This is a genomic window from Caminicella sporogenes DSM 14501 (assembly GCF_900142285.1).
Taxonomy (GTDB): domain Bacteria; phylum Bacillota; class Clostridia; order Peptostreptococcales; family Caminicellaceae; genus Caminicella; species Caminicella sporogenes.
The window spans coordinates 1-16,853 of the sequence record NZ_FRAJ01000027.1 but is presented as its reverse complement, the minus strand read 5'-3'; the positions used below and the strand labels follow the sequence as shown (position 1 = coordinate 16,853).

The window sequence follows — 16,853 nt, the reverse complement described above, 5'->3', positions numbered from 1 at the left end:
TTAAGCAAGAGGAATTTCAAGAATCCAAATATTTTAAACAACGTTACCGACAACGATACATGATTGAAGCAAAGAACAGCGAACTCAAAAATCAGCACGGCTATGATATTGCCATATCGTCGGGCTTATTTGGTATGCGAATACAAGGAGCAATATCAATATTCAATGTGAATATCAAACGAATATTGACATTGTTAAAGAAAAAATATGGAGAAAATACTCCTAGCTTTCAATAAAAAGAGAAAACCACATTCGATTTTTGGGAAAATTATCCTAATTTGAATGTGGTTTTTTAATTGTTAGAACATTGTTTCTGAAAATACGATGGTTTTTCAGTAGGCTCCTTTATAGGAGGTACATTTTAATACTCTTCGAAGTTTCTAAATTATACAATTTAAGCTGTTTAATTGTAAAATATTGACTATACAAATCTTGCAATTTTTAAGTTAATATAAGATTCCGGTGCAAAAAGTCAAAAATTGATTTTTTTTATACAAGACACTCATTTGAACTTACATAATTGTAGGGATTTTTAATGCTTAAAGGGATGTTCTTTGTTCTTCATTAATACTTTTTCAACTTTTTACTGAATATAATTATTAAATAAGATAAAATAAATATTAAAGCTGACATTATAAATGGCATTCTAGGATATATGTCTAATAAGGCTCCAGCAAATAATGAGCCTCCAACCATACCAACTGAATTGGCAGAAATTTGAAGTCCCATGATTTTTCCATGTTCGTCCTTACTTAAGTTCGATACCATTGTCTGTAATAGAGGTTTAAACATGGATATAACAAATATAAATACTAAAAATATAATTATGGCAATTGGAGAAAGTAAGTTTTTCATAAATGAGAGAATTATAAGGGTTATGCCTGTAGTTAATAAGACATATTTAAGTGATGTTTTATCGCCATATTTTTTTGAAATTTTTGGAGTCAAATAAGTATTTGCTACCATACCTATAATACCTGTAAGAGCCATATAGTACCCTATTTGTAAAGGAGTTAAATTCAAATATTTTTTTAAGAAATAGTTTATCCCTGTTGAATAAGTTATGTATGAAAAGGATGTTAGTAATACCAATAAAAGTAATGTTCCTAAAGCTGTAGACAAATATTTTTTAAAATCATCTTTAACTTGAAAAATTAAATGGGTTGATTTATTATTTGGATTATTAAATTTTACATTACTATCAGGTAAAAAGAAATAAATTATTGCAGCGTGTATAAAAAGTCCTATTGCTTGAAAAATAAAAGCATTATGGTAATCATTTGCTCCAATATAGCCTCCTACAAGATATCCTAATGACATCCCAAAGCCTGTTATAGCTGTATAGTAGGCTATAGCCTTGCTTCTGGTTTTATTATCTGTCTCATCAATAATGTAGGCTATAGAGTTAGTAAATATTGATGAAGCAAACCCTCCGCCTAAAATTCTAAATATAATTATCATAATTGGAGTTGTAGAAAATCCAAATCCTATTTGTGCAAGCCCATAGCCTACAGTAGGAAAATATAAAAATAGCTTTCTGGTTTTATATTTATCTGATAAGCTTCCCCAAATTGGTGACATGGTAAAGCTTGCTATTGACATAGCTGCAAACATTATTCCATACATAAGTGAAGGCATATTAAGGCTAACAACTAGTTCTGGTGTTACAGGATGAGCCATATTGGATAAAACTGTCATAAAAAACATTATTATAATTATATGTGAAACTTTTTTACTCAAAATAAACACCTCATAAAATAAAATTTTATCAAGTTTTAAGACTCTTATTTTTACTTCAAATGGGAGATTTTACTTTTGTTTCAGAAGGATTAAAATTATTGATAATAATAGTTCTTTTTTAATAATATTAAATGTGTACTTCAAATATATTTTTCAGTATTTTTTCCATATTTTCTTTAGATACTTTTACAGGATTAGATTTATAAGTTTATCAGCATTTAGCTTCAATATTTTCTATAATCACGCAATTTTTTTAATATTTCATGGCAAGATTATGCTAGATAGAGGATAATTTGATGACTTTGTTCATTATAATATTTAATATTGTATAATATTATCAATAAGATTTCAATTATGTTATCATAATTAGCTCTATGCACTCTTAATCGCACCATTTGGTCATCTTTTAATCCTTTTACCTCCATCACCTGATAAATAAATTTTTTTCACTTGAGCCATATCAATACAACAGATTGGTTTTAGAGATGGAAAACTTGTATTGCTAGTTGAGGTGGAATTTGTTTTGAGGACTAGGGTTGCAGTTAGGGAGAAATTGTAATTAAAAGTATTTTAGACATTTTTAGAAGTTGGAGTTTTCTTTTAAATTATAAAAAGCAAAATTTTAAAACGTTAAATTCATAAACAATGAAAAATGTTATGACAAATATATTTAAATCTATCCTAATATTTATTATAAAACTGAGAAAACAAACTATGAAAATATGTTGGAATTTTTAAAAAATTTCGTTTTTTTAAAAAAATAGGGTATAATAAAGTATATAGTAAAAACTATAGAAATAATTTTTAAAAGTGTGGGGGAAGTTTTGTGAAAAAATATTTTACATTATTTCTTTTAGTAATTGTGATTGTGTTGTCGGCAGTAGGGTGCGGGTCAAAAGATGAATCACAAAACAGTAGTTTTCAAGATAAAACTAATAAACCTGTAGAAATAGAAACTATTGAAAATAATGATAACTCTACTGCAGTACAAAATGAAGAGGAAATTCAAATCAATTTTCCAGATGACTTTTCGTTTGAATTAATAAGTGGAGTAGGAGGGAATAAAACATCTATAAAATATTGGAAGCAAAATGGAAGTTATAGAATGGAAGTGTTAGATTCTGTGACTAAAAAGACGATAGTTATGATTAATTCAGAAAAAGACAATGCTTTTTATCAGTATTTACCTGATGAAAATATAGCAACGAAAACGACCCGACAAGATGGTATGGGTATGGATAATATGTGGTTATTTACTATAGAAGAATTAACATTAGACAATGAATTTTTAAAAGAATTAAAAGCAAATGGGGATTTTAAAGAGGTAACATATAATGGACAAGATGTGTATTATTTTGAAAAGAAGGTTCCAGGGCTAAATTCTGTAACAAGAATGTGGATATCCAAAGAGTACGGATTAATCATCAAAATGGAGCAAGAAACAGAGGGGAATATTGTAATGTCGCATGAAATAAAAAATCTCAGAAAAGGACCGTTTGATGAATTGCTATTTACTATACCTGAAGGAGTTACAGTACAAGAATTATAAGTACTATATTTCTATATCGAATAAATGTGGTAAAAAGGATAGACAATATTTACTTTTTATCACATTTATTTAATTTTTTATGCAATATGCAGTTTTTTCAAAATAAAATAGGGTACTGTCAAAAGAATTATGATTTTCTTATAAAATCTTTGTAAAGCTTGAAATAAACAGACTTTTAGCCTGACCAAAATAATTATAAGTTAATGTTATAATTATTTTGAGGTGATAAAATTGAAATATTATACTATTAGATTTGAATTTGAATTAATAGAAAATCTATGTAAAAAATATGGTACTACTATAGAAATTATAGATAATACACCTAAAACTGATGAACAAGAACTTGTAGAAGAAGATATGATACAAATAGACAGTATTTTCAGCAAAACTTCAAAGTAAAAGAGCTAACAAAGCTAGAAAAATAATCAAGGAGTTAAAAGAAGCAGAACAAATAAGTGCAGTAACGGAAGAAAACTCAGCGGCAACGGAAGAAGTAGCAGCATCATCCGAAGAGCTCACTTCATCGTCAGAAGAAGTAGCGGCAAAGGCAGAGAGTTTAAGTGGAATAGCAAGTGAAATGATGGAAACTGTAAATCGTTTCAAGGTATAATGAGTAGTAAACACTACTATATCTTTGTTGCAATTTAAAGATGTGTCAGATAAAGAATCTAAAATTGATGGTATAGGAGAAAAAATAGTTTTTTAATATATTTATTGAATTTTTTTAAAAGAGTACAAAAAATCCTTTCGTTGCGTATTCTATAGTAAAAATAGAAAAAGAGGAGGAAATTAAATGGAAATAACTAGAGAAAAAGCATTTGATCTTTTAAAGCAGTACGTTAATTCAAAAAGTCTTATTAAGCATTGCTTAGCTGTTGAAGCATCTATGAGAGGATATGCAAAAAAATTTGGCCAGGATGTAGAAACTTGGGGAGCATGTGGACTTTTACACGATATAGATTTTGAAAAATATCCAGAGCAGCATCCTCTGAAGGGTATAGAAATATTAAAGGAAAATGGATATCCAGAAGATTTTATTATGGCGGTAAAGGGTCATGCTGATAAAACTAACACGCCGAGGGAGACAAATATGGCAAAAACTTTATATGCTGTAGATGAGTTGTCAAGTTTTGTAATAGCTTGTGTTTTAGTAAGGCCTAATAAATTTGAGGGGTTAAAAGTAAAATCAGTTAAGAAAAAACTTAAGGACAAGGCATTTGCTAAAGCAGTAGATAGAGAACAAATAAAACAAAGTGCTCAGGAGCTTGGAGTAGACCTTACAGAACATATTCAAACAGTAATAGATTCATTAGTACAAAGAGAAGAAGAATTGCAAAAAGAAGGACTTAGTCTTATTGAATAATTTTTTTCAATATTTTTATTGTAATCAAGCTAAGAGGTTTCCTTTGCTTACCTGTTTTGTTTTTTATTTTTATAAATTAAAACAGGATTTCAGAGGAGCGAGGTGGTGATAGTTATGGACTCTGGTCCTATACCTAAGAATAACATTAAAAAAATCATATTTAGAAGAGCCATAACTTTGCCACTTAGGAGTATATGGCTTTTCTAAAAGGAGGGAAAATAGTTGTAAAGTTCAGGGTTTAAGTTTAAAATAGCAGATATAACTGGCATATTATTAACCTCCGTTTGTGTATTTGTGTGGTAACTTATATATAACACGAAGGTATAGTGATATGCCATATTCATTTTCTGGTAATTTTATCAATTTAACTTTTTATTTTGCAGAACTAAAGTTAATTTAATTATAATTTTATATAATTTTATGGTAAAATCAAAAAAATGGCTTTATTTATATTATTTCTAGATAAAAATTTTATCAGAAATATATGGAAAACTTTTTTTATTGTCAGAAAAATTTGAACAGTTTTTTTACATAAAGCAAGTGATTAAGTTGTTTTACATTATTTACCGAATTCAAGTTAATATATCTTAAATAAAGTTAAACTCTAAGGTTGATTACTTATAAACAAAGTTAAAGGCAGGCGATGAAGATTGGGGAACAAAACTAAAGTGATGCCACTTATTGCGATAATTGGAACATCTTTTATATGGGGATTATCGTTTTTAAGTATTAAGGTGGCGATCGGAGTATTACCACCAATGACATTAGCACTATCTAGATTTGTAATTGCATCTATATTGCTTACAATACTTTTTAAAATAAAGGAAAAAAATGTTAAGATTAAAAAAGGGGATATACCAATTATGGCTTTAGCTGGCTTTTTAGGAGTGACTGTTTATTTTTATTTTGAAAATAATGGGATAAAGTTAATACCTGCATCAAATGCAGCTATTATAATTGCAGCTATACCAATATTTACTTTAATTTTTGAGACAATAGTGTTTAAAACTAAAATGACTTTTAAAAAAATAGCAAGTGTAATCATATCACTTATTGGAGTATATTTTATTGTAGGGGCAAGGATAGAAGGTGTTTCAACAAAAGACGCATGGATTGGATATTTAATGATGTTTGGAGCAGTTCTAGCATGGGTAGTGTATACACTTATAACGAAGCCTCTTTTTAAAAAGTATTCCCAATTAAGCATAGTATATTATCAGACGTTATTTGGAACTGTATTTTTATTACCGTTTGCATTATTTGAAAAAACAAATTGGGGTTTAGTTAACAATATAATAATATTAAATGTTGTTTATCTTGGAGCATTTTGTTCAGCGCTCGGATATTACCTCTATATTTATGCAATGAATTATATTGGTATATCTACAGCATCATTATTTTTGAATCTTATTCCAGTAGTTGCTACTATAGGAGGTTATTTTATTCTAGATGAAAAAATAGGTTTTTCACAGATCTTTGGAGGAAGCTTAGTAATTTTTGCAGTATATTTAATTAGCTGGAATGAGTCAGTGGACTCGAACTTGGATGAGACGGAACCATTAATAATTGATTAAAGCTTATATAGAAATTTTAACAAGATTACAAAGCCTTGTTTTTTTAAAGCAAAGAGGGTTATCAATGCAAATGCAAAAGTCGAATATAAAAAATTATAAACACAAATAAATCAAATGAAAACTTCTTGTGTCTTGAGTTTATATGAAAGGAATAATTGTTTTATGTATAAAAAACTAACAGAAAAATTTTTTGATGACAATTTAGATAACGGAAAAGAAGCTGAAATGATAGAGAAAGAAAACAATCCAAATGAAGAAACAGGATATAGTGTAATAAAAATAAAAACAAAAGAACATAAAGAATTATTTACAATTAAAGGTAAATTTAAAAAAGTAGTACCTAAAAAACTAATATGTCATGTATTGATACTATCAGGCGTTGTTTAACTAATTTTGATTTGGATGGATTGAAAAAAATTCATAGATATATAATAAAAACTACTATAAAAAACAAAGTATTTAGAAAAGGAACAATAGATGGCTTGAAAGTAGTTGCTATAATAGCATATGAGTTAAACCGCTTTTCTTTAGTATTTGGTAATAACTTAATTATACCAAAGAATAAGGGGTTTAACTCTTTTTTTATTTCCTATCTAATTTAGGAAAATTCTAAACTGTCCTTATTCATTTATAATACTTATAATTAAATTAAAGGAGAGGAGCTGCTGTGAAGCTTATATTTAATAAACGTTTATTAATTATATTACAAGAATTTATAAATAGACCATCAGGTTATTTAACAAGTAGCTATTTATCAAAAATTATTGGAGTTACATCTAGAACTGTGAGAAGTGATCTAAAGGATTTAGATGAAATATTATTACCATATGGAGCAAGAATTTATTCTAAGAAGGGTATAGGATATAAATTAGAGATTATAAATGATGTAAAATTTTCTAATTTTTCTAAAACACTTTTTAATGAAGAGAACAGTGAACAAGGCTTGGTACCAAGTTTACCAGAAGAGAGAGTACAATATATTATTAAAAAACTTTTAGAAATAAATGACTGCATAACTCTTGAAGAGTTGTGTGATGAATTATATATAAGTACGTCAACTGTAAAAAAAGACTTAAAAAAAGTGAAATCCATTTTACAGGATTATAGATTGGTTGTTGCAAGCAGGTTAAATAAAGGCATAAGAATAGAGGGTAAGGAGATAGATAAACGTTTTTGTATGGCTGAGTATTTTTTAAATAGAAGTAAATTAGATAGAATTGACCTAGCAGAGTTCTATATTGAAAATATTATTGTGTTTAAGGACGTAAATCTCAAAAGAATTGAAGAAGTATTAATAGAAGAATTATTAAAATCAAAATTTCCTTTAGCTGATATAGCATTAAAGAATCTAATAATACATATTGCAATAGCAATTAAAAGAATTAAAGAAGGTAATTATATTGACCAAAAAAGTGAAAGAGTGGAGAAGCTAGAGGGAAAGCAAGAATATGATATTGCTAAAAGTATAGTTAAGGCATTAGAAAAAGATTTTGAAATTACAATTCCTTCTTCTGAGGTTTATTATGTAACTATTCATTTACTAGGAAGTAAATTATTGGATGAAAGAAGAGAAGTAGAGTTAACTCAGTTTATTGAAAATGATATAAAAAATCTAATTGTTAAAATCCTAATGGAAATAAACAGAAAATTAAATTTGGATTTTAGTGATGATAAAGGGTTGATATGTGGACTAGCATTACACTTAAAACCAACTTTTCATAGACTACATTTTAATATGAATCTTAGGAATCCTTGGCTAGATGAAGTAAAAACTAAATATCCCCTTGCTTTTCAAGCTGGTGTAATTGCAGCTCAAATAATAGAAAAGGAAACGGGCTACAGCATTAATGAGAGTGAGATAGGTTATTTAGCAATGCATTTTGGAGGTTCATTAGAAAGAAAGAAGAGGGGTATTGATATTAAGAAAAGGATTGCAATTATTTGCTCATCAGGAATGGGGAGTTCAAGTTTGTTATTAGCAAAGTTAAAAAATTCGTTAAATGAAAATGTAGATTTAATAGGTACTTTCCCTTTGCATCAATTGGATCTGGTAGTTGGTTTAAGACCAGATATTATTTTAACAACTGTTCCGATTAAGGAAGATATACCAATACCTAAAATATTAGTTAATGCAGTTTTAGAGGATTCTGATTTGGATGAAATAAAAAGTAAAATTAAAAATATTGATTATTGTAAAAATGATGAGATTGATTTTGAAGATTTATTTGTCCCAGATTTATTTTTTACAGATATCAAATTTGAAAGTAAGGAAAAGGTTTTAGATTTTTTAACCAGTAATATGGTGAACAAAGGATATATTGATAAGAGCATAAAGCAGTCAATACTTGCTAGAGAAAAGATCTCATCTACAGCCATTGGGAATTTAGTAGCTATACCTCATGCTTTAGAAGTAGTGGAAGTTCCTTCATGTGTTTGTATTGGTATATTAAATAAACCAATTGTTTGGGATAAAGACAAAAAGGTTCAGCTTGTAATGGTTTTATCGATTTCAAAAAATATTTCAGACAGATTTAATGATTTGTTTAGTAGCTTGTATCAAGTAACAAAGTCGCCATTATCTGTAGTTGAATTAATAAAACAAAAGGATTTTGACAGGTTTTATATTAAATTTCTAAGTGAAAAGGAGAAAAATTAACAATGAAGGTGAGAGACTTAATAAACAGTAATTTGATTAGCTTAAACTTAAAAGCTGAAACAAAAAAAGAGGTATTAAAGGAAATTACAAAAATGATAAATGCAGATAACAGACTAAATTCAGAACAATTGTATTATGATAAATTGCTTGAACGTGAGAAGCAATTTTCTACAGGAGTAGGCTGTGGGATTGCTATACCACATGCAAAGACTGATGCTGTAAAAATACCTACTATGGCAATTGTAAAGTTAAGTAGTCCTATTGAATGGCAAGCTATAGATGATAAGCAAGTAAAGCTTGTGATAGGTTTGGCTGTACCTGAAAGCCAAGGGGATAATACACATCTTAAAATCATATCAAAATTATCAATGAAATTGATGGAAGATGAGTTTAGGAGTAATTTAATAATAGCAGAGAATAAAGATGAGATATTAAATTTAATGGATTTAGTGCTTTTAGAATAAATGTTTCTGAAGTTATTTAGATTTTCAAAGGATTAAAAATTTTTAATTATACTATTAAATAAGTAAAGGAGTGAAGTTATATGAAAATTGTAGCTGTTACAGCATGTCCAGCTGGGCTTGCACATACTTTTATGGCAAAAAAAGCTTTGGAGAATGCTGCTAAGGAATTAGGTCATACAATTAAGGTAGAAACTCAGGGTGCAATGGGAATTGAAAATGAAATAACTAAAGAGGACATAGCAAATTCTGATGTAGCTATACTGGCAATTGACTCGTATATAGAGAAGATGAATAGATTCAAGGAAATTCCAACAATAGAGGTCTCTACTAAAGCTGCATTGAAAGATGCAAGAGCCTTAATAAAAAAGGCTTTAGCAAAAATAAATAAATAACAATCTATGAGGAGGAGTGGGCTTTATGGATATGAACAAAGTAAAAAGGCATTTAATGACAGGGGTATCATATATGATTCCCGCTGTAGTTGCTGGTGGTATTCTATTATCCTTAGGAATAATTATGGGAGAAGAGGGATTTATAGCTAGCAAATTAATTGAAGTTGGGGTATTTGCCCTCAAGCTTATGGTTCCATTGATTGCTGGATTTATATCATATTCTATAGCTGATAAACCTGGTATTGCTGTTGGTCTTGTTGGTGGAGTTATGGCTAGAGAGCTGGGAACTGGATATATAGGTGGAATACTGGTTGGTTTTTTTGCAGGATGGATTACAAATCAGATTAAGAAAATTCCAGTACATAAAAATTTAATGGTTATAAAGCCTATTATGATAATTCCTGTACTGGGAGTTGCAGCAACAGCGATATTTATGTATTTGATTTCTATACCTTTGACTCCTGCAATGAGTGGATTAGAAAAGTGGCTTGTTTCTTTAAAAGGTGCAAATCTTGCAATATTAGGATTGATAATTGGTTTTATGATGGCATTTGATATGGGAGGACCAGTAAATAAAATCGCTCTTACATTTTGCTATGCAACCTTGGCGGAAGGAATATACCATCCTATGGCTGCAGCTTGGATAGGAATTATGACACCTCCTATAGGGTTGGCATTGGCGACTTTAATAAATCCTAAAAAATTTACTAAATCTGAAAAAGCAAATGCTTTGCCGGCAGCTATTATGGGTTCACTTGGAATTTCTGAAGGTGCAATACCATATGCTGTTACAACTCCATTAAAAGTAATTCCAGCTATTATGTTAGGTTCAGGTATTGGAGCAGCTATTGCTTTGCTATTTGGTGCTGAAGCTACTATACCTTGTGCAATTGGGATATGGGGATTACCATTTTTAACCCATCCGTTTAGATGGTTGATAGGATTTGTTTTTGGTGTAGTGATAACAGCAGCATTAGTGATTATCTTAAGAAAAGAATCTGATGCTCAAAATGATGATGAAGGTACTGAATTTTCAATTATATAAACAAAGCATCTTTTTTTAGGGGATGGATTAATAAATGGAGGGTCTTTTATGAAATTTCACATAGTATCCCATACTCACTGGGATAGAGAATGGTATAAAACTTTTGAGGAATATAGAGTAAAATTAGTTAGAGTGATTGATGATTTATTGGATTTACTTGAAAATAATGAAGATTATAAATCATTTATGCTTGATGGTCAAACAATAGTTTTAGAGGATTATTTAGAGATTAGACCAGAAAATAGAGAAAGACTATCAAAGCTGATAAAAGAAAAAAGGATCATTGTTGGGCCATGGTATATTCAACCAGATGAATTTATACCCAGTGGGGAAGCATTAATAAGAAACCTATTGCTTGGTATAAAGATAGGTGAAAAATTTGGTTCAGTTATGGAAATAGGTTATTTGCCAGATTCTTTTGGGCAATCAGCATATATTCCTCAAATATTGAATGGTTTTGATATAAAGGATTCTATTGTATGGAGAGGTATATCAGATGAAGATATAAAAGAAAAGGAATTTTGGTGGAAGGGTTTAGATGGAAGTAAAGTTTTAAACCATTATTTACCTTTAGGATATGAAAATGCCAAATGGCTTTCGTTAAATGATGAAAGAAATGAAGAAGTGATAATGGCAAATATTAAGGTTCAAGAACCTCTGACAAGTACAGGTCAGATATTGATGTTATGCGGATATGACCAAAGAGAACCGAATCCTAATCTCCCGGAAATTATTTATAAATTGAATAAGCGATATAAAGAAAAAGGATATGAGTTTAAGTTTTCATCTTTAGAGGAATATGTTGAAGAAATAAGAAAATCGAAAAAAAAATTGGAAGAGATAAGTGGAGAATTTAGAAAAGGAAAACATATGAGAGTTCATGCTAGTATAGGCTCTACACGTTTAGATATAAAGAAATTAAATTTTGAGTCACAATCCCTTTATGAAAAATATGTAGAGCCAATACAATCATTAGCATTGTTATGGGGTTTTAAATATGATAATTCCATGAGTAATAAAGGTTGGAAATATATTATACAAAATCAGGCACATGATTCAATAGGTAATGTATGTACCGATAAAACCCATGATGAGATGGAAATAAGGTATAGTAAAGCAAAGCAAATAGGAGAGACTTTAATATTAGACAGATTACAAGAGTTTTCAACAAAGATAAAATTAGATTCTGATAAAGGAAGACCTTTAATAGTGTTTAATACCTTATTAAGTTCAAGGAAAAGTGCTTTGGAAATAGAAGTATTTTTAGAAAATAAGGAGTTTATATTGCTAGATAGATTTGGAAAAAAAGTAGAATATCAGATTATAAGCATTGAAGAAGTTGATCTAAATGATTTTTCTATTGAAAGTCATTTTGTAGGAAAAAATGCTAGCGAAAAGTGTTATAGAGTTAAACTTGTTTTTATAGCTGATGTAACTGGATATGGATACACAACTTATTATATTCAGCATAAAAAATATATAGACGATAATAAAAATTTTATTTTAAATGGTAACATTCTAGAAAATGAATATATTTTAGTGGAAATCAATGGTGATGGAAGTCTTAATATCAAAGATAAGTATTCTGGAAAGATTTACTTCAATCAAAATATAATTGAGGAAAGTGGGAATGCAGGAGATGAATATGACTATTCGCCACCTGAAGAAGATAGATTAATCTATTCAAAGGGTAAAAAAGCCGATATGGAAATTATTTCAAATGGTCCAATTATGGCTAGAGTGAAAGTAACGCATTCACTTAGCTTTCCTAAGGATACATATGCAAAATGTCGCTGTGATGAAATGGAAAAATCTACAATTATTAGTTATATCACTATGTATAAAGGTATTAAAAGAGTAGACATAAAGACAATTATTGATAATAAAGTTAAAAATCACAGGCTTCGCAGCTTATTTGATTCAAACATTGAAGCTAATATACATTATGCTGACCAGCAATTTGGCATATTAAAGCGTCAAAATTATTTGAAGGAAGTTGAATACTGGAAGAAGGATAACTGGCAGGAAAAATATTATCCAATCTATAATCAGCATAAATTTGTAAATGTATACGATGGAGAAAAGGGCATACAGATTATGAATAAAGGTCTGCCTCAGTATGAAATTATTGGGGGAGATAATCCTAAGATTGCTTTGACATTGCTGTGTACCACAGATTATATGGGTAAACAAGATTTAGTAAATAGACCAGGGCGTAGATCCGGATTACATGTTAAGACTCCAAAGAGCAATATGTTAGGAGTATTTGAGACAGAATATGCAATAGCTACAATAAATAATGAAACAGAAATGAACTCTTTAGCTGAAGATTATGTATATTCATTATATGGCTATATGCCAGTAAACGTTAGTGAAGAAGATACATTAATTTCAGATGAATACTATCCTATAGTGACTAATAATGAATATATAGGTACTAGTGCAATAAAAAAATCAGAAAAGGATGAAGCTCTCATCGTAAGATTTTATAATACTCAAAACAGACCAATAGAAGATATCAATATTAAGTACGATTCAAAAACCTTCAAGGATGTAAAGCTTGTGAATCTAAGGGAAAAAGAAATAGAAATAGATAAAAGATACGAAATTAAAAATTCATCAATAAATATAAAGAGCATGAGTAGTAATGAGATTATTACTCTAAAATTTTTGCTAAGCTGAAGAGTATAGTTTAGATAAAGGTTAATTAAAGACGGCTTGCAATTTAAGAATAAGGCTAGGAGGGGTAAAGTGTATAAGTTAGAAATAGAATTAAGAAATGAAACAGGATTACATGTAAGACCTGCAAGTCTATTTGTAAAGGAAGCGGCTAAATATAAATCGGAAATATCAATTATTAGAAACAATGTAGAATATAACGGAAAGAGCATAATGGGAATATTGAGCATGGGAGCAGCTAAAGGAGATAAATTAATGATAATAGCAAAGGGTGAAGATGAAAAAGAAGCAATTAAAGGTTTAAAAGCGTTAGTAGATAGTAATTTTGGTGAATAAATTAGAGGTTTGATTTGCAGTTTAATAGAGCAAGAAGGTGAAAAAATGTATCCATTGAAATTTACAAATATATACTTCAATAAAATATGGGGTGGCAGAGATATTGAGTTATTTAGAGATAATTTGCCAGAAGGATTAATAGGAGAAAGCTGGGATGTAGCATGTCATCCTAATGGGACTAGCGTTATAGTAAATGGAGAATTCAAAGGTACTAGATTGGATGAACTAATTAAGTTAAAGGGTGAAAAAATTATTGGTTCTAAGATATCTAAGGACTGGTTTCCATTACTTGTCAAGATTATTGATGCAAGAGATAAATTATCAGTACAGGTTCATCCGAATGATGAATATGCAAAAGAACATGAAGGAGAGATGGGGAAAACTGAAGTATGGTATGTTATTGAAGCTTTTGAGGGAGCTAATCTAATTTTAGGAATGAAAAAAGAATGTACTAAGAAACAACTTAGAGAAGGAATTAGGGTGGGAAACTTAGATGAATATTTTAATAGAATTGAAGTTGAAAAAGGAGACGTATACTTTGTTAAAAGTGGTTTGATTCATGCCATAGGTGAAGGAGTTATAATTGTTGAAATACAACAAAATAGTGATACGACTTATAGGGTGTATGATTATGATAGAGGAAGAGAGATTCACATAGATAAGGCTTTAGATGTTGTTGATTTAACTTTACAGCCACAGAAATGTATAGGGATAAAAATTGAAAGAGAAGGATTTACAAAAACATATTTATGCTTGAATGAAAAATTTTCATTAGAAGCATATGAAATAGAAGAATGTATTGCTGAAAGTAGTGCTGAAGAAAGATTTTATATATTTACATGTGTTGAAGGTCATGGAAAGATTGTTTTTAAAGATGGAAGTGAGAGTATAAAGATGGGTGATAGTTTATTGATTCCTGCATTTTTAGGAGATTATATCCTTAAGGGTAAAATGAAACTATTAAAAAGCTATGTTCCGGATATACAAAAAGTTCAGCACGAAATTTTAAGTGAAATTAGAACATGAAACTAAGGGGATATTCTCCTTGGTTTTTAAGTTACTAAAGTTTTTATAGAAATAAGATTTTAATTTTCGGGGGACCTACTTTCTATTTTACCAGTACTACCATCTTTAACTGTACCAAGATTCTCTAGTACTGTACTATTGGGTTTAACAACATCTGATAAATCAACACAAAATATAGTTTTATTATTGGCATAGTTATTAATTAGATTAATGTAGTTAGAAAACAGACTATCCTGCTTATCAAAAGATTTTAGGTTTCAAGATAAACGTTCAATTAATACCAATTTAGTTTTTAAAATTGCATAATTTAAATTAATAAATGTAAATATAAAAAATATCAAATGGGGTAATAGGATCAGGCTTGAGTTATTTACTTAGAATAAAACTCTTGACGTTTTAAAATACTTTTTATAAAATAAAAATTACCATAAATGTAATGTCTATAGTATGTATTTATCTGTCTTTTATAAATTGGTTTGTTCTGTTTATATAATTTTTTAAAAAAGATTGTTAAAACTCAAAAAGGAGGTATAAATATGAGTGAAGCAATCTTAAGAGCATTTGAAAGAACAGAAAAACCAAAAAAGTGTAGAAGACAGGGGTATGTACCGGGCATCATTTATGGTGAAGGATTTGAAAATGGTCAAAAAATTAAAATTCAATTGTCTGAAGCAAGAGAATTAATTAAAGAAAATACCAAAAATCTAAGGTTATGGGTACAAATTGGCAAAGAAAAAAAATATGGAGTAATCAAGGAAATCCAAAAACATCCAATGACAAAAGAAATACAGCACATAGATATACAAGCTATTTCACAAAAAGATAAAGTAAGATTAAAACTACCTGTAATATTTGAAGGAAGAGAAAAAATGGAACAAAAAGGTCAAATATTACAAGTATTAATATCAGAGGTAGAAGTTATAGGAAAAATAGAAAAAATACCAGAAAGTATTAATATAAATGTATCAAATAAAGAATTAGGTGATAGTGTTAAAGTTAAAGATATACAACTAGATGATGAGATAAAAATACTTGAAGATGTAAATGAAGTACTTGCAATTGTAACAGCTGCAAAACCTTTAGATATTGCAAGTTAAGAAATAAATGCGTTGGTAGAGTATATACTTTACCAACGCATTTGTATTTTTAAGGTTAGTTTAAGCTACAATATATAAGAAGAAGTGTATAATAATTTTATAAAAAATATCTTGATTTTAATTTACTTCGATATATATTCAGATCATAAAATATTATTTTAGTATGTAGGAGAATCAATGGTTAAGAGATTTATTGTGACCGAACTTGATAAAGAACAGAGAATGGTTTGTTTTAAAATTCCATATCTTCTTGCTAAGTCACCATAGTTTGGTTTCATATTTAAACACCTCAAAATATTTAATTCTGCCTTTATTGTTTTCTATCATGTCAATTACCTTAGCTGATAAGAAATATGAACTAAAATTCAATATGAACACTTTTTGTAAACTAGAAGAAATTTATGATGATATCAATAAAGCCTTTGAAGATTTACAGAATATGAAGATAAAAAGCTATTAGAGCTTTAATTTATGTAGCAATGAAAGAGTAGGAAGAAGATATAACCTTAAAAGAAGCTTAAAAGAAGTAGGAGAGTAGCTGTATTATTTAGCTACAAACTTACTTTATATGAAGGTCCTTTAATCGAAATAACATGAGAATGATGTAATAATCTATCTAATATAGCATGAGCTATACTAGCTGAAGCAAATATTTCACTCCAGTTAGAAAAAGACTCTATAAAAAATTAACCTGCTATTTTTATATTATTTATTTATAGCAGGTTAATTAAAATCTTAAATTTGTTTATTTTACAATTATTTTTTTTTGCTAAAGTTATTCCAAGAATACTCATAGTCATTACTAAGTCATGATAAGCTGTAATATGCATTCCCTTTTTTAAATTATTTACAGTTAATACTTGATTGTTTTTAGTTACAATTTGCGTATCGTTATTAATGAGTAGCATTACTTCATCTGTCAAGAACCTTGG

General features: G+C 28.8%; 16 protein-coding genes and 1 pseudogene. 14 read left to right on the top strand and 3 right to left on the bottom strand.

The features are described from left to right. A partial coding sequence (locus BUA90_RS11590; RefSeq protein WP_200793507.1) for a transposase occupies positions 1-236 on the top strand: 236 nt, incomplete at its 5' end. 328 nt (positions 237-564) lie between these two features. On the opposite strand, the gene BUA90_RS11585 is transcribed toward BUA90_RS11590, so the two are convergent. Then, positions 565-1,740 (bottom strand): MFS transporter, encoded by a 1,176-nt coding sequence (locus BUA90_RS11585; RefSeq protein ID WP_094756882.1) that lies wholly within the window; start codon positions 1,738-1,740, stop codon positions 565-567. 826 nt (positions 1,741-2,566) lie between these two features. Between BUA90_RS11585 and BUA90_RS11580 the strand changes: the two genes are divergently transcribed. The 13 genes and pseudogenes from BUA90_RS11580 to BUA90_RS11520 all read left to right on the top strand — a co-directional run bounded on the left by BUA90_RS11580 (position 2,567) and on the right by BUA90_RS11520 (position 15,921). Continuing rightward, on the top strand, positions 2,567-3,289 hold the full coding sequence (locus tag BUA90_RS11580; RefSeq protein WP_072968748.1) for a LolA-like protein: 723 nt from the start codon (positions 2,567-2,569) through the stop codon (positions 3,287-3,289). 222 nt (positions 3,290-3,511) lie between these two features. Further along, positions 3,512-3,752 (top strand): annotated as a pseudogene (locus BUA90_RS11575) (IS607 family transposase); the annotation flags it as partial. 330 nt (positions 3,753-4,082) lie between these two features. Then, positions 4,083-4,652 carry an HDIG domain-containing metalloprotein gene (locus BUA90_RS11570; protein ID WP_072968747.1) on the top strand — a complete coding sequence of 190 codons (570 nt, stop codon included), beginning with the start codon at positions 4,083-4,085 and terminating at the stop codon, positions 4,650-4,652. A gap of 650 nt (positions 4,653-5,302) precedes the next feature. Beyond that, positions 5,303-6,226, top strand: a complete 924-nt coding sequence (locus tag BUA90_RS11565) for a DMT family transporter (RefSeq protein ID WP_147363017.1) — start codon at positions 5,303-5,305, stop codon at positions 6,224-6,226. Between the two features lie 162 nt (positions 6,227-6,388). Continuing rightward, the gene (locus BUA90_RS12550) at positions 6,389-6,613 is read left to right on the top strand and encodes a hypothetical protein (protein ID WP_200793526.1); all 225 of its coding nucleotides are present in this window, start codon (positions 6,389-6,391) and stop codon (positions 6,611-6,613) included. 280 nt (positions 6,614-6,893) lie between these two features. After that, a complete protein-coding gene (locus BUA90_RS11555; protein ID WP_072968745.1) occupies positions 6,894-8,882 on the top strand; it encodes a BglG family transcription antiterminator in 1,989 nt (662 codons plus the stop codon). 2 nt (positions 8,883-8,884) lie between these two features. Further along, on the top strand, positions 8,885-9,346 hold the full coding sequence (locus BUA90_RS11550; protein WP_072968743.1) for a PTS sugar transporter subunit IIA: 462 nt from the start codon (positions 8,885-8,887) through the stop codon (positions 9,344-9,346). Positions 9,347-9,426: 80 nt separating this feature from the next. Continuing rightward, positions 9,427-9,738: a PTS fructose transporter subunit IIB gene (locus tag BUA90_RS11545; protein WP_072968741.1), complete on the top strand. Its 312-nt coding sequence runs from the start codon at positions 9,427-9,429 to the stop codon at positions 9,736-9,738. Positions 9,739-9,763: 25 nt separating this feature from the next. Further along, positions 9,764-10,783: a PTS fructose transporter subunit IIC gene (locus BUA90_RS11540; RefSeq protein WP_072968740.1), complete on the top strand. Its 1,020-nt coding sequence runs from the start codon at positions 9,764-9,766 to the stop codon at positions 10,781-10,783. 48 nt (positions 10,784-10,831) lie between these two features. Continuing rightward, the gene (locus BUA90_RS11535; RefSeq protein WP_072968738.1) at positions 10,832-13,465 is read left to right on the top strand and encodes a glycoside hydrolase family 38 N-terminal domain-containing protein; all 2,634 of its coding nucleotides are present in this window, start codon (positions 10,832-10,834) and stop codon (positions 13,463-13,465) included. A gap of 69 nt (positions 13,466-13,534) precedes the next feature. After that, positions 13,535-13,798: an HPr family phosphocarrier protein gene (locus tag BUA90_RS11530; protein ID WP_072968736.1), complete on the top strand. Its 264-nt coding sequence runs from the start codon at positions 13,535-13,537 to the stop codon at positions 13,796-13,798. 9 nt (positions 13,799-13,807) lie between these two features. Next, positions 13,808-14,824 (top strand): type I phosphomannose isomerase catalytic subunit, encoded by a 1,017-nt coding sequence (locus BUA90_RS11525; RefSeq protein ID WP_330390744.1) that lies wholly within the window; start codon positions 13,808-13,810, stop codon positions 14,822-14,824. A 536-nt stretch (positions 14,825-15,360) separates the two neighbouring features. Next, complete coding sequence (locus BUA90_RS11520) at positions 15,361-15,921, top strand: 50S ribosomal protein L25 (RefSeq protein WP_072968734.1); 561 nt, start codon at positions 15,361-15,363, stop codon at positions 15,919-15,921. Positions 15,922-16,472: 551 nt separating this feature from the next. On the opposite strand, the gene BUA90_RS12840 is transcribed toward BUA90_RS11520, so the two are convergent. Together BUA90_RS12840 and BUA90_RS12445 are read right to left on the bottom strand one after the other, a co-directional pair. Beyond that, positions 16,473-16,601, bottom strand: coding sequence for an ATP-binding protein (locus tag BUA90_RS12840; protein WP_200793527.1), 129 nt, complete (start codon positions 16,599-16,601; stop codon positions 16,473-16,475). A 33-nt stretch (positions 16,602-16,634) separates the two neighbouring features. Beyond that, the coding region (locus BUA90_RS12445) for a hypothetical protein (RefSeq protein ID WP_159430031.1) at positions 16,635-16,853 on the bottom strand (219 nt) is incomplete at its 5' end.

Coding starts and splice junctions, on each gene's coding strand:
- BUA90_RS11550 (WP_072968743.1), top strand. CDS start 8,885: ATGAAGGTGAGAGACTTAATAAACAGTAATTTGATTAGCTTAAACTTA.
- BUA90_RS11570 (WP_072968747.1), top strand. CDS start 4,083: ATGGAAATAACTAGAGAAAAAGCATTTGATCTTTTAAAGCAGTACGTT.
- BUA90_RS11520 (WP_072968734.1), top strand. CDS start 15,361: ATGAGTGAAGCAATCTTAAGAGCATTTGAAAGAACAGAAAAACCAAAA.
- BUA90_RS12550 (WP_200793526.1), top strand. CDS start 6,389: ATGTATAAAAAACTAACAGAAAAATTTTTTGATGACAATTTAGATAAC.
- BUA90_RS11540 (WP_072968740.1), top strand. CDS start 9,764: ATGGATATGAACAAAGTAAAAAGGCATTTAATGACAGGGGTATCATAT.
- BUA90_RS11535 (WP_072968738.1), top strand. CDS start 10,832: ATGAAATTTCACATAGTATCCCATACTCACTGGGATAGAGAATGGTAT.
- BUA90_RS11545 (WP_072968741.1), top strand. CDS start 9,427: ATGAAAATTGTAGCTGTTACAGCATGTCCAGCTGGGCTTGCACATACT.